This window comes from Chryseobacterium sp. BLS98, assembly GCF_001045445.1.
Taxonomy (GTDB): Bacteria; Bacteroidota; Bacteroidia; order Flavobacteriales; family Weeksellaceae; genus Chryseobacterium.
This window is the reverse complement of sequence record NZ_LFNF01000001.1, coordinates 204,932-223,620: the sequence shown is the minus strand read 5'-3', so window position 1 is coordinate 223,620 and position 18,689 is coordinate 204,932. Positions and strand designations below refer to the sequence as shown.

Sequence of the window (18,689 nt, the reverse complement as noted above, 5' to 3'; positions counted from 1 at the left end):
AAAAGATTATGATATTTAATGAGTTAATCATAACAGATTTTGATGTAAAAAAAGATTGTGAACGAGATTGTATTAAAGATTGAAACTAACAACTTTTTCACAGTTTTTCCGCAACTTTTCAATAGTTTGTTAATATGTTTTTAAGATGTTGTTAAGGGGTTATCCATAAGTTATTCACGGAATTATAAATGTATTTCAATAGCTTGCTAATAGCTTGTTGATATTTTTTCCACAGGTTATTAACATTGTATTTTATTTAATATAAGTTAGTTAGTAACAGAATTCAGTTTTTTCCACAGTAATATGATGATTATGAGATTTTCTTCTTATTAAGGATTATAAGGGAATTACTAACACTTTTGGTTTCTTGTGGATAATTAAAGAAGGAGATTAATAAATTAGAATTTTAAATAAATAAAAAAACTCACATTTCTGTAAGTCTTTCCGTTCTCCTGCTGGGCTTGAGCCTGATGATATCCAGATTAAATATTCTATAAATAGGAAAAGAAAATCTGTATCAGGGATAATTTTATTTATCTGTTAGAATTGAAAGAAAAGCAGCTAACGTCCCTATTCTTGAAAAATTTGATATTGCCCGCGTTCCATTTTTATATTTAACCTTTCGTAAAATTCTTGAGGATTAAATCCTATTCTTTTATATTCTGCCTGCACAGCGATTTTTGCTTCATTCAGCTTATCTTGGTTTTCCCATTCTGCAACAGTGATGATGATCAGGTTTCCACTATCATTATGGTTTTCCAAAACTTTATCGCTAACAAACCCTGAAAGATTTTTAATAAAAGTTCTATTGTAAGCCATTCTTTCTTTAAATTCTGTGACGGAAGATTCGGGAACAAAGAATTTATCGATTAGAAAAATGGTATTTGAATGATTTGGTTGTCCCGATGGATTTGGTAAAGTTCCTAATTGTTGCAAAAAGCTAAAACGGTCTGTTTCAATTTCACTAAAAATAATTTTTCCATTTTTAAATATATAGGTTGCAATTCCGTTTACGGAAATCGTTTTGTGGGTTGGGTTAATGTTTTGAAACGGGAGCTTATGTGTTCCGGTAAATATTTGTTTGACAACAACCTTGTCGTCCTCAGCAATTATATCCTCTATTTTCCACTGGGCATCAGGAAAAGCGGGGGTCAGCTCTGTGACGGACTTTCGGAAAGCAGCTACGCCTTTTGCTCCAATATAATTGGTGTAGTTATCCGATATTAAAATTGGTAATTTTTCGAACTGCTTAGCATTAAATATAGAGTCGTAGAGAAAGCGTATGGCTTCTTTGTTTTTGATCATGTCCATTTGTAGAGATTTTTTAAATGATCTGCTTTGCGAAAACAAAGGAATTGTTTGGGTTAATAGCAAAACGGATGTCAGAATTATTTTGAATTTTGGGCTCATCATTAAAGTAATTTAATCATGCAAATTTCAAGACTTGTCTCTTCAAATCATTGTAAAAATTCATTGATTTACCAAAAGGAAGAAGATTTATAAAACTCAGTTGGTGTTTGCCCTGTAAAAAGTTTAAAATCTTTGTTGAAATGGGCCTGATCGTAAAATCCGGCATCAAAAGCTGTTTCCAAAAGCCGCCCGGTTGGTTTTGAAGGAATAACGGCAGACATCCGGGTAATGGAAGCGAATTGTTTTGGTGATGAGCCGATGCTTTTTCTAAAGCGTTTCTCAAAGGCATCATTGCTGGTGTATAGCCTATCAGCCAATTCGTTTATTCTTATGTGGCCTCTTGCTTGTTGAATTTGAGCAACCGCATTTGATATAATGATGTCAGGATTTGGATTATTCAATCGTTTTAATAAGAAGAGTTCCACAATTTTTACTCTTTGAAGGTTATTTTTTGCTTCACACAACATTTCCTCAATATTTCTGACTTCATTAGGATTCAAAATATTATCAAGCAAAACGCTTTTCTCAAATAAAGCATAAAGAGGTTCTTTAAAAAATGCGGCAGTTCCGTTTTCTTTGAACAGCACAATTAACGTAGAAGTATTTTGAGAATAATTGATAAGTCGTACTGATTTTCGGAGTCCTGAAATTACTGCTTTCGGCAATACGATCCGGTCCGAGTTTACAGTGTATGAGTTTTGCCCGCTAAAGCAAAAAGCCATTGCTATTGAGGTTCCCGGCAGTACCCTGTTTTGAATCTCCTCATGGCTTTCAATAATTTTGATAGCCTTTACAAAAGGTTCCAGTGTTTTTGTTGGTCTATACTCAATTACTTTCATTTTATTTGCTTCTGACGTGATGCTGGCTTGTGGTCTTACTTTTACATAGTACTGATGTTACATTTGCTTGATTATCAGTTGTTTTTATGAAATAAATATATGAATTTTCTTCGTTATGTAGATTATAAATGTATTTTAATGTATTTTAATGTATTTAAATGTATTTAAATGTATTTAAGCAAGGTATAACAGAATAATAAGAATCGGAGAGCGTGTAAAAGAAAAGGATTTTAAGTGCTTGATTATGGGATATAACAAAAAAAGCCGCCAATTTGGCGACTTATGTTGGGCTCCTCCTGCTGGGCTCGAACCAGCGACCCTCTGATTAACAGTCAGATGCTCTAACCAACTGAGCTAAGGAGGAATTTCCTTTGTTTAAGGTGTTGCAAATATAAAAGGAATATTCATATCAGACAAATTTTATCCCCAATTAACGGAGATTTTTGACTAAAAATGTTGAATTTCAATGAGAAATATTTTCAGCCAATTTTTAATTAATCAGGCGGGCATAAAATAAATGTCGGAAATAATGCTTAATTGATGCGTACAACTCTTTATTGGCTGATGATATTCTGCTTCTTTATATTAAACAAAATATATAAATAAAAAAAGACTCACATTTCTGTAAGTCTTTTTTGCTCCTCCTGCTGGGCTCGAACCAGCGACCCTCTGATTAACAGTCAGATGCTCTAACCAACTGAGCTAAGGAGGAATGTCCTTTGTTTTAAGTGGTGCAAATATAGGACGAATATTTATACCGTACAAATATTTTTTAGAAAAAAATTCAAAAAAATTATAAACTACCCGTAAGTGCTTTAAAGATATCACTTCCGAAGATCAGTAACATCAATCCTAACAGGAAGATAACCCCGATCATCTGTGCATTTTCCAGTACTTTCTGAGGAACAGGTTTTCCTGTAACTACTTCCCATAAAGTAAATAAAACATGACCTCCGTCAAGTCCCGGAATAGGAATTAGGTTCAGGAATGCCAGCCAAACGGAGAACATGGCCGTAAAGCTCCAGAATAGGCTCCAGTTTACAGATACAGCTCCGTCTTTAGACTTTTCTACCGGCATATTCTTAATGATTGCCAGTGGACCGCCAACTTTCTTATAACCCTGAACTTTCTTGTTGAATACCAGCTTAAACTGTTTAACCTGGTAAGTTAAGCTTTCAATACTTCTTGTAAACCCTCTTCCGATAGACTCAATAAGAGTAAAATGCTTGGTACTGGCAAACTTTTCAAGCTGCTTATAAGAAGCTATTCCTAGTGTTCCTTCCTTAGAAACCTGAAGGCTTAATGGCTGTACTGCACCGGCTCTTAATACCTCCACATTAATAGTCTTGCCCGCGTTTTTTACAACAGCGCCCTGCAGTTCGTCATAATAATTGATTTTCTGCCCATTTACTGAAACCACCTGATCACCTGTTTTTAATCCGGCTTCAGCTGTTTTAGGATTCACAATTGTATCAATTACAGGAGCATATCTTGGCGTAAGGAATGCTCTTGGATTTTCATCTTTAAAAGCAAGTGCCTTCCCATCATCATTAGTATTAAAAGTAAACTCCTTTCCGTTTCTTAAAACCGTTACCTGGTCACTTAATAAAATATCCAAAGACAGTTTATCCAGGTTATTCTGAACCTTTCCGTCTACTTTTAAGATCTTATCACCATCTTCAAACCCCATTGCCTTTGCAACGTTGGTATAATGCATGGGTGTTTCCACTTTGGCGGTATCGAAAGAACTCTCTCCATTGAAGTAAGAAAGACACCCGAAAATGATCCACGCAAGGAAAAAGTTGACAGTAACCCCTCCCAGCATGATGATTAACCTCTGCCAGGCCGGTTTAGATCTGAATTCCCATGGCTGTGCAGGCTTTTTCATCTGCTCTTTATCCATGCTCTCATCGATCATTCCTGCAATTTTCACATAACCTCCGAAAGGAAGCCATCCGATTCCGTATTTCGTTTGCTCAGGATGCTTTCTCCAGTCGCTATCCGGAAGTTTTGAAGTATCGATAGGAACTTCCTGCTCTTTTCCGTCTACCACAACGGTTTCTGTATCCGGAAGGTTTTTAGAAAGAAATTTATATTGCCATTTTCCATTGATTTTCTTCATTGAAAAGATCGAAAACCACGGATCGAAAAACAGGAAGAATTTCTCAGCCCTGGTCTTAAACCATTTTGCCGGTAAAAAGTGTCCAAGCTCATGAAGAACTACTAAAATAGAAATACTTAGTATGAACTGGAAAATCTTGATTGCTAATTCCATTAATAAATTTTAGATTTTAATTTGCAAAGGTAACAATTATCAAAACTATGCCAAATAAAAAAGCCCCTCTAAATGAGAAGCTGTGTCATATATTTTGTGAATTCTACAGGTTGAAAGAAACACCGATGCTGCCGTTGTTGCCTACTTCTGCAAAAACGCCCACTTTCTCGGTGAAAAAGTAACGGGCTCCAATATGAGCTCCGATCCCGAAATCCTTCCCAAGCACACCAACGTCAACGCCGGGATAAATGTCCCATTTTGCAGGTAAATCAAGCGCTTCATTAAGATGGAAATTCAATCTTCCGAAGGCAAAAACACGGTTGTCTTTATCATGATCTTTATAATTATCAAAATAAACATTCAGTCCGGCTCCTACAGATATAAGCTTATTCAATCCGTAATCATAGGTTCCCGTAATTCCGGTTCCATATCCCCAGGCACTTAATCCTGCCTGAACCTTTTGGTCGCCCTTACCTGTGTATGCCTGTGCATTGGCTATCGTTCCGAAAAAAGCGATCATCAGCACCAAAAACAATTTCTTCATAATTTTACTTTTTAAATTGATAATGGAAATATCCTCATCAAAAATAGAACCGAAATCAACGGAAAATCGTATTTTTATTGAAGTTTTTTAACAAAGTTTATGAAAATTGCAGGACTTAATTTAGATATTGTCTGGAAAAACAAAGAAAAGAATTTCCAGGTCATCGAAGAACAGCTTAAAAGCATTGAAGCAGATATTTTCCTGCTTCCCGAAATGTTTTCTACCGGCTTCTGTATGGATGCAGCTGAAGTTTCAGACAGAAATGAAGAATCCCTTAAGTTCCTGAAAAAAATCTCAAAAGAAAAAAATGCCGCCGTTTGCGGAAGTGCTCCGGTAGAGCAGGACGGAAAGTTTTATAACAGAATGTATTTCGTTCAGCCCGGCTCAGAGACCGTTTTTTATGATAAAAGACACCTGTTTTCTTTTTCGGGAGAAGATAAAGTGTATACTCCCGGAGATAAGAGAGTTATTGTCGATTATAAAGGATTCAGGATTCTGTTGCAGGTCTGCTACGACTTACGTTTTCCGGTTTTTGCAAGGAATAATGATGATTACGATGCTGTTTTATATGTGGCCAACTGGCCGGAGAAAAGAGTGGGGGCCTGGGAACATCTGCTAAAAGCCAGAGCAATAGAAAATCTGTCTTTTGTCTTTGGTTTAAACAGGATTGGGACTGATGGAAATGGTCTTTTTTATCAGGAAAGCTCACATTGTTTTTTTGCAGATGGAACAGAAATTTCACAAAAGAATGGTAATATCATTTCTGCAGAATTAGATATTCAAGAATTGAAAAGTTTTAGAAATCATTTTCAATTTTTAAATGATAGAGATGATTTTGAGATCAAAATTAGATAATTCGGAATCTAAAATGATAGTATTTTGATTTTTATTAAATGATTGAGATGTTTTTTTAGTTTTTCAACAATATATTGTGAATTTTTTCTAATTTTAAATACATAATTAGAAAAGATAATATATATGAACAAAAAATTACTGTTTGTTGCCTTCTGTATTTTGAATTTGGTTATGAATGCGCAGGAAAATACGCATAATCAAGAAAATAATATGGCTGAATTTCATTTGGAGGACGGATCTTCATTTAAAGCAAACTCAGTTGAAGCGGTTACTAAAACTGTTAATTTGGGACAAATAATAGTTAACAACAGAGTATCTGTATTTCAATATACGACAGCGGCAGATGAGAAAAGGAAAGAAATAAATTCTAAAGATGTAAGAAAAATTATTTATTATAATGGTAATGAAATTTCCCAAATTCAGGAAAAAATTAAAGTTAAAACGGTAGATAAGAAAGGAAATCTTTCCAATGATACAGCCGAAACTTTCGAATACTTACTCTATGACGGTAAAATTAAGTTATACAGCTCAAATGTATTTGAGTGTATGGGTTTGAATGCATGTTATTATACCCATTCAAATTTTTATATCCAAAAAACAGGGGAACCTTACACGGTTTTGGCGGTAAAACAAAAAAGTCAGTTTAACTCTAAGATGGGCTCGTCTATTGAAAATATCGTTGATGCTTTTAGAGCTGTTGCCGGAGATTGTAGCCCATTTAATCAGTATTTAAATTCTTTTGACAAAGAAATGATGCAGGAAAAGCATTTAGATAAAACTTTACAAAAAGAATATCAGGAAATTTATAAAACGACTTTACAGGAAGTAAAAAAAGATAGAGAGCAAACCAGAAAATTATTTTATATCGTTGGAGATAAAATACAAAACAGGCAGGCTGAAATTTACATCGGAATTATAAAAGAGTATGAGAAAAATTGTCCGTAAGATGAATCAGTAAATCAATTTGCTATAAAACCCATAGATTTCACGGATTGCCAAGGATTCTGTTCTCAATTATCCGCGTAAATCCGTGAAATCTATGGAGGAAAACTGTGAAATAATCACAGTTAAGAATATTGTTGAAGCAGTTCCGTGAGTGTATTCACATCGTGGACTCCGCTTTCTTTCCATAAAAGCTCCCCGTTTTTGAAGACCGCAAGTGTAGGAACACCCCTTACACCATATTGTGCTGCCAAAGCAGGATACTGGTCTACATCTACTTTGATGATTCTTGCTCCTTCGCCTACATTTTCCTTAACCGTATTCAATACGGAGGACTGTACCTTACAAGGTTGGCACCAGGTAGCAAAAAAATCAATAAGAACCGGTCTTTCCGAATTAATGATTTCTTGAAATTTTTGTGACATAGCTTTTGGTTTTATTGAGCCGCTAAGATGTATTGATGAGCCTTAGCAGTATAATGTTTTATTTTCCTGATTGTTTTTCATCCTGGATTGCTTTTACATTTTTCCAGGTTGTACCGTCATAGGCTTCCACACCATTTTTCTTCAAGATTTCCATAGCCTGATCGGCCTGAATTCCTTTATTGCAGAAAACCACAACCCTTTTGCCTTTAAGCGAATCGATATTATTCTGAATTTCAGCTAAAGGAATATTGATCGCTCCTTTTGCTGTTCCTGCCTGATACTGCTCCAGAATTCTTACATCTATCAGTATTACATCCGCGCTGTTCACCACCTCTTTAATATTTGGCTTTAGTGCGCCGGCTGTATCTGCTGTTTTACAGGATGTTAAAGCTAAAACTGATGCGAAAATAGATCCGAAAATTGTTCTTTTCAACATCTTACAGTGTTTTTGACTGGCAAACGAAATCCGTGGTAGGAAGTTTTTCTATCTTTTTAATCCCGTTGAAACCACCTTCTACTTCAGTAAAATTCCTGATTCCGTGTGAGTTAAGGATACTTGCTGCAATCATGCTTCTGTATCCTCCTGCACAGTGAAGAAAGAAATGTTCAGAATCATCAATGGTTTTTACCCAGTCGCTGATCGTGTCAAGCGGCTTGTTAAATGCATTGTCAACATGTTCGGCAGAATACTCGCTTAACTTTCTTACATCGATTACCGTAGCATTTTCCGTGAATTGTTCAGCAAATTCAGAAGGGGAAATCCTTTTGATCTCATCCGTTTCTTTACCTGCATTTTTCCATGCAGTAAAACTGCCGTTCAAATACCCTAAAACATTATCGAAACCGACTCTGCTTAATCTTGTAATTACTTCCTCTTCAGTTCCCTCATCAGTCACAAGCAAAAGAGGGTGCTTTACATCTACGATCATATTTCCTACCCAAGGGGCAAAATCTCCCTTAAGGCCTATATTAATAGAATTCGGAATAAATCCTTTGTGGAATTCTGCCGGACTTCTTGTATCTAAAATTAAAGCTCCTGTTTCTTCCGCCAAAGCTTCGAAATCTTCTGCATTTACCGGGCTAAGCCCCTTATTCATTACTACATCCAGACTCTCATATCCACCTTTATTCATGGCTACGTTCATTCCGAAATATTTCGGAGGAGCGGTAAGGCCATCAAGGACCTCTCTGATAAAAGATTCCTTATCCGGCTGATTCAGAGCATAATTGGTTTTTTTCTGGTTTCCCAATATATCCACCGTTTCTTTCTGCATATTTTTTCCACAGGCAGAACCTGCGCCATGAGCGGGATAAACCGTTATGCTGTCATTCAGCGGCATAATCTTACTCTGAAGACTGTCATAAAGAATTCCTGCAAGATCTTCCTGCGTAAGATTGGTTGCTTTCTGAGCAAGATCAGGTCTCCCAACGTCTCCTAAAAATAGGGTGTCGCCAGTAAAAATAGCAATTTCGTTGCCGTTTTCGTCAATTAAAAGGTAGGTCGTGCTCTCCATGGTATGTCCGGGAGTATGCAGTGCTTTTATTTTTATTTTTCCGATCTCAAAGATCTGGTTGTCTTCAGCAATAATAGCCTCAAATTTAGGCTGGGCAGTGGGTCCGTAAACAATAGGAGCTCCTGTTTTTTCACTTAGATCCAAATGTCCTGAAACAAAATCGGCATGGAAGTGGGTCTCAAAAATATACTTTAAGGTGACGTTGTCCTTTGCAAGGCGATCCAGATAAGGTTTTACCTCTCTCAGCGGATCAATAATGGCAGCTTCATTTTCTGATACAATATAATAGGCACCCTGAGCCAGACAGCCCGTATATATTTGTTCAATTTTCATTGGGGTCTTTTTTAAATTTTAGATAAAGATACAAAGTATTAGATGAAATGTAAACGAATTGTTAAATTCGGATGATAGTTTCTTTCAATATTCATGGGTGGTCAGCTATGGAACCCTTTATTTTCGAATAAAATACGGGAAGTAAAGGGCAGAGGTTTCAGCGAATGTTTTTTATCATGTTTAAAAAACGGAAATAATTATGTAGGTGTCGATATTTACGCAGATGCTGTTAATATTATTTTGTATTATTACTTTAATGGTCCAATATTTTATAAAAAATTTTATATTTATAAGTTTAAAAAAAGATCAGATGGCAGATAAAACACAATTTATTGAAGAACTCAACGCAAAATACACTCCTAAGGGAGAACATATTATACTTGGAAAAGGAATGCTGGACGGAGAAGTAGTACCGGAAGTTAATGTTACCATTCCTTTAAAAACAATTAACCGCCACGGCCTTATTGCAGGGGCAACGGGGACAGGTAAAACAAAAACGCTTCAGGTATTCGCAGAACAGCTTTCCCATGCAGGAATTCCTTCATTGGTTTTGGATATCAAAGGGGATTTTTCCGGAATTGCAGAAGCAGGCCAGATGAATCCGGTGATTGAAGAAAGGTATGCAAAAACCCAGCTTCCGTATAATCCACAGGCTTTTCCCGTAGAGCTGATGAGCATATCAGGCGGAAAAGGGGTAAAATTAAGGGCTACCGTTACTGAATTCGGTCCTGTTTTATTAAGCAAGATTTTGGAACTGAATGATACCCAGCAGAGTATTATGTCTATTGTCTTTAAATACTGTGACGATAAAGGTCTTCCGTTAATTGACCTTAATGATTTAAAGAAAGTCCTGCAGTATGTAACGGATAATGCTCAGGGAAAAGCTGAACTGGCAGCCAACTACGGATCCATTGCCCCTGCTTCTCTGGGAGCGATCCTGAGATCTATTGTGGCACTGGAACAGCAGGGTGCTGCTGATTTTTTTGGTGAATTAAGCTTTGATGTTCATGACCTTCTTGAAACCAGGGATGGAAAAGGCGTAGTAAATATCTTAAGAGTAGCGGAAATTCAGAATAAGCCGCAGCTGTTTTCCACATTTATGCTTTCGCTTTTTGCCGAAATCTATATGACCTTTCCTGAAGAAGGCGACAGCGGAAAACCTAAACTGGTTCTTTTCATAGACGAAGCCCACCTGATATTCGATGAATCTTCAAAAGCCTTGTTGTCACAGATAGAAACCATGGTGAAACTGATCCGTTCCAAAGGAGTGGGAATTTATTTTATCACACAGATTCCCGGCGATGTTCCGGAAAATGTACTGTCCCAGCTTGGTCTGAAAATACAGCATGCTTTGAGAGGTTTTACCGCAAAAGATAAAAAAGAGATTAGTAAGGCAGTAGAAAACTATCCGACAACCGAGTTCTATGATGCAGCAACTCTGATCCAGAATCTGGGTATCGGAGAGGCTTTTGTCACTGCTTTGGACGAAAAAGGGATTCCGACACCGCTTGTCCATACCTATCTGATCTCTCCGGAGTCAAGGATGGACGTTCTGAATGACGCAGAAATTTCAGAGCTGACAGGAAGTTCTTCTTTAGTTGCTAAATATGAACAGCCTGTTGATAAGGAATCTGCTTATGAAATCCTGACCAACAGAATGGAGCAGGCCGCTCAGAACCCGGCACCTTCCCAGAAAACCAAACCGGTGAAAGAAGAGCCGGGAATGTTTGAGCAGGTCCTTCAGAGTAAGGCAGGAAGAACTTTTACCAGTACTTTGATGCGGGAAGGAGCAAAAGCTCTTCTCGGAATGTTTGGGCTGGGCGGAAGAAGAAGGTAAGAAGTGATTAAGATTTCTGCAAAATATTTTGTTATGTAAAGAGTATCAGCTTTTTATTGCCTCTTACCAGCTTTTCTTAATCTGCAAAGGAATGATATGAAAGCTGTTTTTACTTTTTTTGATATATTTTTTTGTTATTTTCGCAAAGCTGCCTTTGTTGGAATAAGATAAGACTGATGCAGTACAGTCTCTCAGGGCCTATGGCACAAGTTATGTATTAAGCTTCATAACATCAGGATTTCAGCAGTTGATTTAAATAGTAATGATAAAAACAGGAGTATAACCAGAATTCAATGTATTCGATTATTGATATAGAAAGTAATGGTGCAGGTTACAGACATGAATGCATTATAGATATAGCCATCTACAGGTATGATGGTCAGAAAATTACTGACCAGTTCATATCTCTCGTCAATCCCGAAAGTGATATCACTCCTTTTGTACAGAAGCTGACAAACATCACCCCCAAAATGGTGAAAACAGCTCCTAAATTCCACGAAATAGCAAAAAGAGTCATTGAAATTACCCAAAATACCACTTTGGTGGGTCACAATATTGATTTTGATTACAGGATGTTGCGCCAGTCTTTTAAAAGGCTGGGTTATGACTTTCAGATCAACACTTTAGATACCATTCCTTTAGCGAAAAAAATGATCCCGGATGAAGTGAGCTATTCACTAGGAAAGCTGGTGAAATCACTGGGAATTCCGTTGACGAACCATCACAGGGCCGAAGGAGATGCAAGAGCAACATTGGAACTGTTCAAGCTTTTAGTATCAAAAGATACTGAAAATGAGATCATCCAGAAGCAGCATGATGAAACCAATGCGAAAACCTATATCAACAAGATTAAGGTTTTGACCCAGGATCTTCCGAATGAAAAAGGGTTTGTTTATTTCCAGAATGAAGCAGGGAAAATTATTTTATCAGATTACGTCCAGGATATCAATAAGTTCTCCAAAAAAGTTTTCAATTCCAAGTCTAAAAAATGGGAGCAGATCCAGAATGATGTTGAACAGATCAATTATGAACTTACAGGAACGGATATTATTGCAAGACTGATTCTGAATTCCAAAAACATCAAAAAAAGAGAAGTATTTCCTTTTGGGCTTTACTTCAGGAATAATAAATATATTGTTGAAAAAAATAAGCTGAATAAAACGGAAAGGCCTATCCTTAAGTTCAGGTCGTTTACCCAGGGAACAAAAGCGGTACAGTTTATAGGGCTGCAGGAAGAATTCAATGATATCAATGCTTTTATCAAGAAAATAGATTTCAGAAAAAGAAATGAGCTCTGGCTCGGCCAGGGGAGAAAGCTGGGTGAAAAACTGTTTCTGATCATTGAAAACGGAAAAGTGGTTTCTTATGGTTTTTATGAGCTGTTTACCCAGATCCAGACCCTCAGTAAGCTTTCGAAACTCAAGATCGATCTGCCCCTTCCTTCTGCAGATCTGCATAATGATCTTCAGCTTGCCCTGCTTCGCGGTGATTTTGAGACGCTGCCGTTACCAAAATAACAGGGAAATTTATACTTAACAGATTTCATAAGAATCTGCTTTTCAAATCATTTTTCTCAGAATAAAAAAATAAATAGTATTTTTGCAAAAATAAAAATAAGCAATGCAAAATTTTAAACAAATAAAAACTGGTAAAAAGGGAGCTGTAAAGTTCTCTAAGGTTTGGAATATTTAAAAGACTTGTCTTGCATAAAAAATAATTAATGTGGCAGGCTCTTTTTTGAAGAATCTGCCTTTTTTTATGTTAAAATGAAATTATGAATTCAAAAGAATTATTAAAGATCGCCAATGAGTTTGGCACACCGGTGTACGTTTATGACGCTGAATCTATTAAAACTCAATACGAGAAACTTACATCTTCTTTTTTAAAACACACCAAGTTTTTCTATGCAGCAAAGGCATTGACGAATATCAATATCCTTAAATATGTCAAGAACCTGGGTGCCTCTTTGGATTGCGTATCTATTAATGAAGTTAAACTCGGGTTAAAGGCCGGATTTCCGAAAGAAAGAATCTTGTTTACGCCCAATTGTGTAGATCTTGCTGAAATAGAGGAAGCAATGACTTTCGGAGTTCATATTAACATTGATAACATTTCTATTCTTGAACAGTTCGGGAATAAATACGGAAATACCTATCCGATTCTTGTAAGGATCAATCCGCATATTTTTGCAGGAGGTAATTATAAAATTTCAACGGGACATATCGACAGTAAGTTCGGAATTTCCATTCACCAGGTACGTCATATCGAAAGAGTGATGAAAAGTACCAACCTTAATGTGGAAGGTCTTCACATGCATACAGGAAGCGAGATCAAGGATCCTGATGTTTTCCTTCAGGCATTGGATATTATGCTTGAGCTTTCCGAGCATTTCCCTAATCTTAAATACCTGGACATGGGAAGCGGTTTCAAAATCCCTTACCAGGATACCGAAGAGGAAACGGATGTAAGAACATTAGGTAAGAAAGTAGAAAAAGTGATTTCTGAGTTTTCAAAATCTACAGGAAAAAAATTCGAATTATGGTTTGAACCGGGAAAATTCCTGGTAGGAAAAAGCGGTTACCTTTTAGTAAAAGCCAATGTGATCAAGCAGACAACGGCTACTGTTTTTGTAGGGGTTAATTCAGGATTCAACCATTTGATCCGTCCGATGTTTTATGATTCTTACCATATGATCGAAAACCTGTCAAATCCTAAAGGTGCAGAAAGAATTTATACCGTGGTAGGAAACATTTGTGAAACGGATACATTTGCCTGGGACAGAAAACTGAATGAAGTAAGAGAAGGCGATATCCTGGTTTTCCACAATGCCGGAGCGTATGGTTTTGAAATGAGCTCGAATTTCAATTCAAGATTAAAGCCGGCTGAAGTATTGTTCTTAGATGGAAAGGCGCACCTGATCCGTAAAAGAGATGAATTTGAAGATCTGCTGAGAAACCAGATAGAAATTTTGTAGATATAACTGAAAGATTGTAAATTTAAAGAACAAAAATTAACATATGAAAAAAATAATTTCAGTTTTGGCAGTTCTTGCTTTTACATTTTCTTTTTCGCAGACATTGGTGAAAATTAAATCCGATAAAAATGTACTGAATAATGTTTATAAAGGAGGCCAGGAAAAATTTGACAAAGATTTGGCTCTTAATCTTCAGCAAACCGGAAACAGTTTTCAGGTAACAGGAGATTTTGTATTGAATTTTAATGTCAATGAGAAGGGAGAAGTGTCTGATGTAAAACTTTTACCGGAACTTTTTGAAAAAACATTTGAAGTAGAAGTGAAAAGAGATCTTGCAAGATTACAGAAAAATTTTACAAAAAATAAAGAAGAGAATATTTCTTTAGCATTAAATTTTTCCAGAAATATTCCTGACCAAGATGGACGAGCTAGCCTTGCTCCTAATACTAATATAATAAGCAGATAAATAGCCTCATTGATAATTGATATAAAACTCCGCTCATGGCGGAGTTTTTTGTTGTCTGAAAGAGAATCATAAATCATATGATTTTTACTATTCCAATATGTTGAAATTTTAATACTGTACAAACGTGGAATTATAATTTATTAGCTAAATTTGAGAAAAGGGTATGATTTTTTAATGTTAAATACATCTATTCACTTCAGTTTTCTAATCGAATAAACACCAAAAAATACTAATTATGGCTAAAAACATAGCAGAGCAGATTGTCGAAATGCTCGAAAATGCCAATGTGAAAAGAATTTATGCAGTAACCGGTGATAGCCTCAACCACCTTAATATTGCCGTTAAAAAAAGCAGCATCGAATGGATTCATGTAAGGCATGAAGAAGTAGGAGCCTATGCGGCAGCGGCAGAAGCGGAACTTGACGGATTTGCCGTGTGCGCAGGAAGCTGTGGCCCGGGACACGTTCACCTCATTAATGGAGTGTATGAAGCGCACAAATCTCACGTTCCGATGCTTGTCATTGCTTCCACAATCCCAAGCGATGAAATGGGAATGGATTATTTCCAGGAAACCAATACCATCAAACTGTTTGATGACTGCAGTCACTACAACCAGATGATCACAAGACCTGAACAGGTACAGAGGACATTGCAGACGGCTATCCAGCATGCCATTTCAAAAAAAGGAGTAGCGGTAATAGGACTTCCGGGCGATGTATCAGAACTTGATGCCGAAGAAGGGTCAACTTCTGCCCAGATATTCAGGACCAATCCTGTCATAAGACCCTCCGATGATGAATTGAAACATCTGGCGGACTTGATTAACGAAAGTAAGAAAGTAACCCTCTATTGCGGAATTGGAGCAGGAGAAGCAAATGCTGAGGTCATAGAATTGTCAAAATTTTTAAAAGCTCCGGTAGGTTATTCTTTCCGTGGAAAAATGGCCATTCAACCTAATAATCCCAATGAAGTAGGACTTACAGGATTGCTGGGGTTTCCATCAGCCTATCATGCAATGCACGAAGCAGATCTTGTTATTCTTTTGGGAACCGATTTTCCTTATCAGAAATTCATGCCGGTAAAAAATAAAATTGTCCAGATAGACGAAGCCCCGGAACGACTGGGAAGGAGGGCTAAGTTGGAGATGGGACTGACAGGAGACGTAAAGGAAACCATTAAAGCCTTATTGCCTTTGCTGGAGGAAAAAACAGATGTTCATTTTCTTAATGAGCAATTGGCATTTTATGAGAAAGTAAAGGAAAGCCAGTTTGCTTATGTAAAGGATTTTGGAAAAGAAGATGCTATTCAGCCGGAATATGTTGCCCATACTTTGGACCGGTTGGCTAAAAAAGACGCTATTTTCACAGTAGATACAGGAATGTGCTGTGTGTGGGGAGCAAGATTTATTACCGGAACCGGAGAAAGAAAAATGTTAGGCTCATTCAACCACGGATCGATGGCTAATGCTATGCCAATGGCTATAGGAGCTTCTTTGGCCCATCCGGATAGAGAAGTAATTGCGATGTGTGGTGATGGAGGTCTTTCGATGCTTTTGGGAGATATGGCAACCATCTTTCAGTACAAACTGCCGGTGAAGCTGATTGTGTTTAATAACAGAACCCTTGGAATGGTAAAGCTGGAAATGGAAGTAGGCGGCATGCCGGACAATCAGACCGATATGATTAATCCCGATTTCGCAATGGTAGCCCAGGCTATGGGGTATCCCGGGAAAAACGTTCACAAGCCTGAAGAAGTAGAAGATGCCATTAGGGAATGTCTGACCTATAACGGACCCTACCTTCTGAATATATTCACCAATCCGAACGCATTGGCCCTACCTCCGAAAATTGACTTCGACCAGGTAATGGGAATGACAAAATCTATGGCCCAGCTGATGCTTGGCGGGAAGATGGAAGAAGTTCTGGAGACTGTAAAAACAAACTATAAACATATTAAAGGACTTCTGTAATGAGTGTTTCCTTAAAAAGGTTTTACATAATCGCCTGGCTATTCGGACTCGTATTTTATTTCCTGGATTATGTAGTCCGCTCTGCACCGGCAGTCATGATTCCTGAGCTTGTCAGCAATTTCAGTACTACGGAACTAAAGCTTGTCAGCCTCATCGGAACCTATTATTATACTTATTCTACCTGCAGCCTTATTGCCGGAATTGCTCTGGATAAATTTGGCGGAAAAAAATCACTTTTTGCCGGCGCTCTAATTCTCGGAATCGGCTGTCTGTTATTTCTGGCATCTGCTTATTCGGGAGGTGTAGCGGGAAGGTTGCTGCAGGGCGCGGGATGTGCTTTTGCATTTCCGGGATGTGTTTATCTGGCAAGTAAAGGATTTTCTTCAAAATCTCTGGCTACAGCTGTTGGGTTTACCCAATGTATCGGAATGCTCGGCGGAACGGCAGGCCAGTTTGTCGTAGGACCGTGGGTGGAAGAAGGTGTCAATATAGATACTTTCTGGCTTTGGTCGGGTATTATTACCGTTATTATGGCATTTTGTCTGTTCCTGGTTATTCCCGGAGAAAAACAGTCGGAAGCACAGTCTGAAGAAACCGTTAAAAAAGTAGGCTATTTAGAACCCTATAAAATTGTTTTTAAAAATCCCCAATCCTGGTTGTGTGGCCTTATTTCCGGACTGCTGTTCGCACCAACCACTATATTTGCAATGACATGGGGAGTGGCTTTCTTTGAAAAAGACAAAGGATTTATGTTTCATGATGCTGCTATTACAAGTGCAATGGTGGCTTTTGGCTGGGTTTTCGGATGTCCGCTTTTAGGCTTTATTACAGATAAACTAGGAAGAAGGAAACCGGTTCTGATTGGAGGTGCAGTCCTGATGATCCTAAGTTTTCTACAGCTTACCTATCTGCCGGAACTGTATTCTGCTAAAGTCAGTATGTTTATTTTCGGGCTTGGGTCCGGGGCTGCCATGATACCTTATTCTATTATTAAAGAGACCAATCCGGATTATGTAAAAGGAAGCGCAACCGGTGCTATTAATTTTATCACCTTTGGAGTGACTACATTGGTAAGCCCGCTATTCAGCAGATGGTTCGGCAAAAACCTTGAAGCTTCCTCAGGAGAGATGCATTTCCAGCATTCCATATTATTTTGGATCGCAGGAATTGTATTGGCGGTTTTGATTTCCTTGATGTTAAGAGAAACAGGAAGCAAAGCACAGCCTCAGCCTTCAAATGCATAAAATATATTTCAGGATATGATTAAAACTTCAGGTAACAGCCTGAAGTTTTTTCTTTTTTCTAAAGCATTTAAATAACTAACTTTGTTAAAGTAATTTTAATAACAATGAACCGGCCTATGAAAGTTTTTACCTTATTTATAGCACTTTTTATAGCAAATTTTACATTTGCCCAGGATATTGAAGAAAGAGATGATAATCAGATCACTGAAGCCAATAAAAATCTCTTAAAAATAGATATCAAAGAGCCCCTTTTGCAGGTTGCAGTGAAAAACTGTAACGATTTTAAAGCGGCTGCGTTTGAAGGCGGTGTGGCAGTTTATAAACAAACCCTTCAGAAATTCATGTACGATTACCTGAATTCAGACTTCTATGTCCTGAACGGTGATTTTACATTCACCCTTACCGTTGATGAGTCCGGAAAAGTGACCAATATCGAAGGAAGTCCGAAAGTAGCCAACAGTACTTACTTTTTTGATGACATGAAATATGTGGTAAGACGCATCAAAAAAAACTGGATTCCAGCTTCATGTGACGGAAAACCGATTACCTCACAGATCAAACTGAAAATGAATTTCTCCTCCATAGCTACAGATCTGTAACTCTAGACAATCATGACCAGGATATTTTTTATTGTACTGGCTGTATTTTCCTTGAGTTTATCAGCGCAGGAATCCGAGCGAGCCATGCCTGGAGGGATCAATAGTTTTAGGACAGAAGTAGCAAAGCAGATTGACCTTAGTGATTTTGTCTGGAATGAACCTTTTAAATTGGTTGTAACGTTTATAGTAAGCAAGGAGGGAAAAATGGAAAACGTAAAGCTGGAAGAGTCCTCCGGAAATGCTGAATTTGATCAAAGGATTCTCGATGGGATTAGAAGAATCAAAAAGAAAAAATGGACCTCGGCCAGTAAAAATGGAGAAGCTGTAGAGTCTTTTTTCAGGCTTCCAATGACTTTTTATCCTCCACGATAATCTCCTGCCATTCTGTCACAATATTTTGTATCTTTGCAGACTAATCTGTTTGGGATTTAAAATTCATTACGATGCTTTGAATTTAAATACT

The 18,689-nt window shown here is 37.4% G+C and carries 17 protein-coding genes and 2 tRNA genes; 10 read left to right on the top strand and 9 right to left on the bottom strand.

Annotated elements, in window-relative coordinates:
• Positions 1 to 570: 570 nt before the first annotated feature.
• The 6 genes from ACM40_RS20130 to ACM40_RS00960 form a co-directional block, all read right to left on the bottom strand.
• The gene (locus ACM40_RS20130; RefSeq protein WP_165579260.1) at positions 571 to 1,311 is read right to left on the bottom strand and encodes an ester cyclase; all 741 of its coding nucleotides are present in this window, start codon (positions 1,309 to 1,311) and stop codon (positions 571 to 573) included.
• Between the two features lie 167 nt (positions 1,312 to 1,478).
• Positions 1,479 to 2,249 (bottom strand): helix-turn-helix domain-containing protein, encoded by a 771-nt coding sequence (locus tag ACM40_RS00980; protein WP_048501005.1) that lies wholly within the window; start codon positions 2,247 to 2,249, stop codon positions 1,479 to 1,481.
• 290 nt (positions 2,250 to 2,539) lie between these two features.
• Positions 2,540 to 2,613, bottom strand: a tRNA-Asn gene (locus tag ACM40_RS00975).
• A 274-nt stretch (positions 2,614 to 2,887) separates the two neighbouring features.
• Positions 2,888 to 2,961 (bottom strand) — tRNA-Asn (locus tag ACM40_RS00970).
• An 81-nt stretch (positions 2,962 to 3,042) separates the two neighbouring features.
• Positions 3,043 to 4,524, bottom strand: coding sequence for an RIP metalloprotease RseP (gene rseP, locus ACM40_RS00965; protein ID WP_048501004.1), 1,482 nt, complete (start codon positions 4,522 to 4,524; stop codon positions 3,043 to 3,045).
• 103 nt (positions 4,525 to 4,627) lie between these two features.
• Entirely contained in the window at positions 4,628 to 5,068 is a 441-nt protein-coding gene (locus ACM40_RS00960; protein ID WP_048501003.1) for a DUF6646 family protein, read from the bottom strand.
• 99 nt (positions 5,069 to 5,167) lie between these two features.
• Between ACM40_RS00960 and ACM40_RS00955 the strand changes: the two genes are divergently transcribed.
• Entirely contained in the window at positions 5,168 to 5,923 is a 756-nt protein-coding gene (locus ACM40_RS00955; protein WP_048501002.1) for a nitrilase-related carbon-nitrogen hydrolase, read from the top strand.
• A gap of 123 nt (positions 5,924 to 6,046) precedes the next feature.
• Entirely contained in the window at positions 6,047 to 6,868 is an 822-nt protein-coding gene (locus tag ACM40_RS00950) for a hypothetical protein (RefSeq protein WP_048501001.1), read from the top strand.
• A gap of 122 nt (positions 6,869 to 6,990) precedes the next feature.
• Here the strand turns inward: ACM40_RS00950 and ACM40_RS00945 are convergent, their stop codons facing one another.
• From ACM40_RS00945 to ACM40_RS00935, 3 genes are read right to left on the bottom strand one after another with little or no spacing between them, the layout of a single operon-like run.
• Entirely contained in the window at positions 6,991 to 7,290 is a 300-nt protein-coding gene (locus ACM40_RS00945; protein WP_048501000.1) for a thioredoxin family protein, read from the bottom strand.
• Positions 7,291 to 7,348: 58 nt separating this feature from the next.
• A complete protein-coding gene (locus ACM40_RS00940) occupies positions 7,349 to 7,726 on the bottom strand; it encodes a rhodanese-like domain-containing protein (protein ID WP_048500999.1) in 378 nt (125 codons plus the stop codon).
• Between the two features lies 1 nt (position 7,727).
• Positions 7,728 to 9,137: an MBL fold metallo-hydrolase gene (locus ACM40_RS00935; RefSeq protein WP_048500998.1), complete on the bottom strand. Its 1,410-nt coding sequence runs from the start codon at positions 9,135 to 9,137 to the stop codon at positions 7,728 to 7,730.
• A 310-nt stretch (positions 9,138 to 9,447) separates the two neighbouring features.
• Between ACM40_RS00935 and ACM40_RS00925 the strand changes: the two genes are divergently transcribed.
• The 8 genes from ACM40_RS00925 (at position 9,448) to ACM40_RS00890 (ending at position 18,598) form a co-directional block, all read left to right on the top strand.
• Positions 9,448 to 10,974 carry a helicase HerA-like domain-containing protein gene (locus tag ACM40_RS00925; RefSeq protein ID WP_048500996.1) on the top strand — a complete coding sequence of 509 codons (1,527 nt, stop codon included), beginning with the start codon at positions 9,448 to 9,450 and terminating at the stop codon, positions 10,972 to 10,974.
• Between the two features lie 293 nt (positions 10,975 to 11,267).
• Entirely contained in the window at positions 11,268 to 12,491 is a 1,224-nt protein-coding gene (locus tag ACM40_RS00920; protein ID WP_048500995.1) for a PolC-type DNA polymerase III, read from the top strand.
• A gap of 257 nt (positions 12,492 to 12,748) precedes the next feature.
• Positions 12,749 to 13,948 carry a diaminopimelate decarboxylase gene (lysA, locus tag ACM40_RS00915; RefSeq protein WP_185097178.1) on the top strand — a complete coding sequence of 400 codons (1,200 nt, stop codon included), beginning with the start codon at positions 12,749 to 12,751 and terminating at the stop codon, positions 13,946 to 13,948.
• 43 nt (positions 13,949 to 13,991) lie between these two features.
• Positions 13,992 to 14,414 carry a hypothetical protein gene (locus tag ACM40_RS00910; protein ID WP_048500993.1) on the top strand — a complete coding sequence of 141 codons (423 nt, stop codon included), beginning with the start codon at positions 13,992 to 13,994 and terminating at the stop codon, positions 14,412 to 14,414.
• Positions 14,415 to 14,649: 235 nt separating this feature from the next.
• Positions 14,650 to 16,383 (top strand): thiamine pyrophosphate-dependent enzyme, encoded by a 1,734-nt coding sequence (locus ACM40_RS00905; protein ID WP_048500992.1) that lies wholly within the window; start codon positions 14,650 to 14,652, stop codon positions 16,381 to 16,383.
• Complete coding sequence (locus ACM40_RS00900) at positions 16,383 to 17,627, top strand: MFS transporter (RefSeq protein ID WP_048500991.1); 1,245 nt, start codon at positions 16,383 to 16,385, stop codon at positions 17,625 to 17,627. The genes ACM40_RS00905 and ACM40_RS00900 overlap by 1 nt, the downstream gene beginning before the upstream one ends.
• 116 nt (positions 17,628 to 17,743) lie before the next feature.
• Positions 17,744 to 18,226, top strand: coding sequence for an energy transducer TonB (locus tag ACM40_RS00895; RefSeq protein ID WP_048501678.1), 483 nt, complete (start codon positions 17,744 to 17,746; stop codon positions 18,224 to 18,226).
• 12 nt (positions 18,227 to 18,238) lie between these two features.
• Positions 18,239 to 18,598 carry an energy transducer TonB gene (locus ACM40_RS00890; RefSeq protein WP_083996758.1) on the top strand — a complete coding sequence of 120 codons (360 nt, stop codon included), beginning with the start codon at positions 18,239 to 18,241 and terminating at the stop codon, positions 18,596 to 18,598.
• Positions 18,599 to 18,689: the final 91 nt, after the last annotated feature.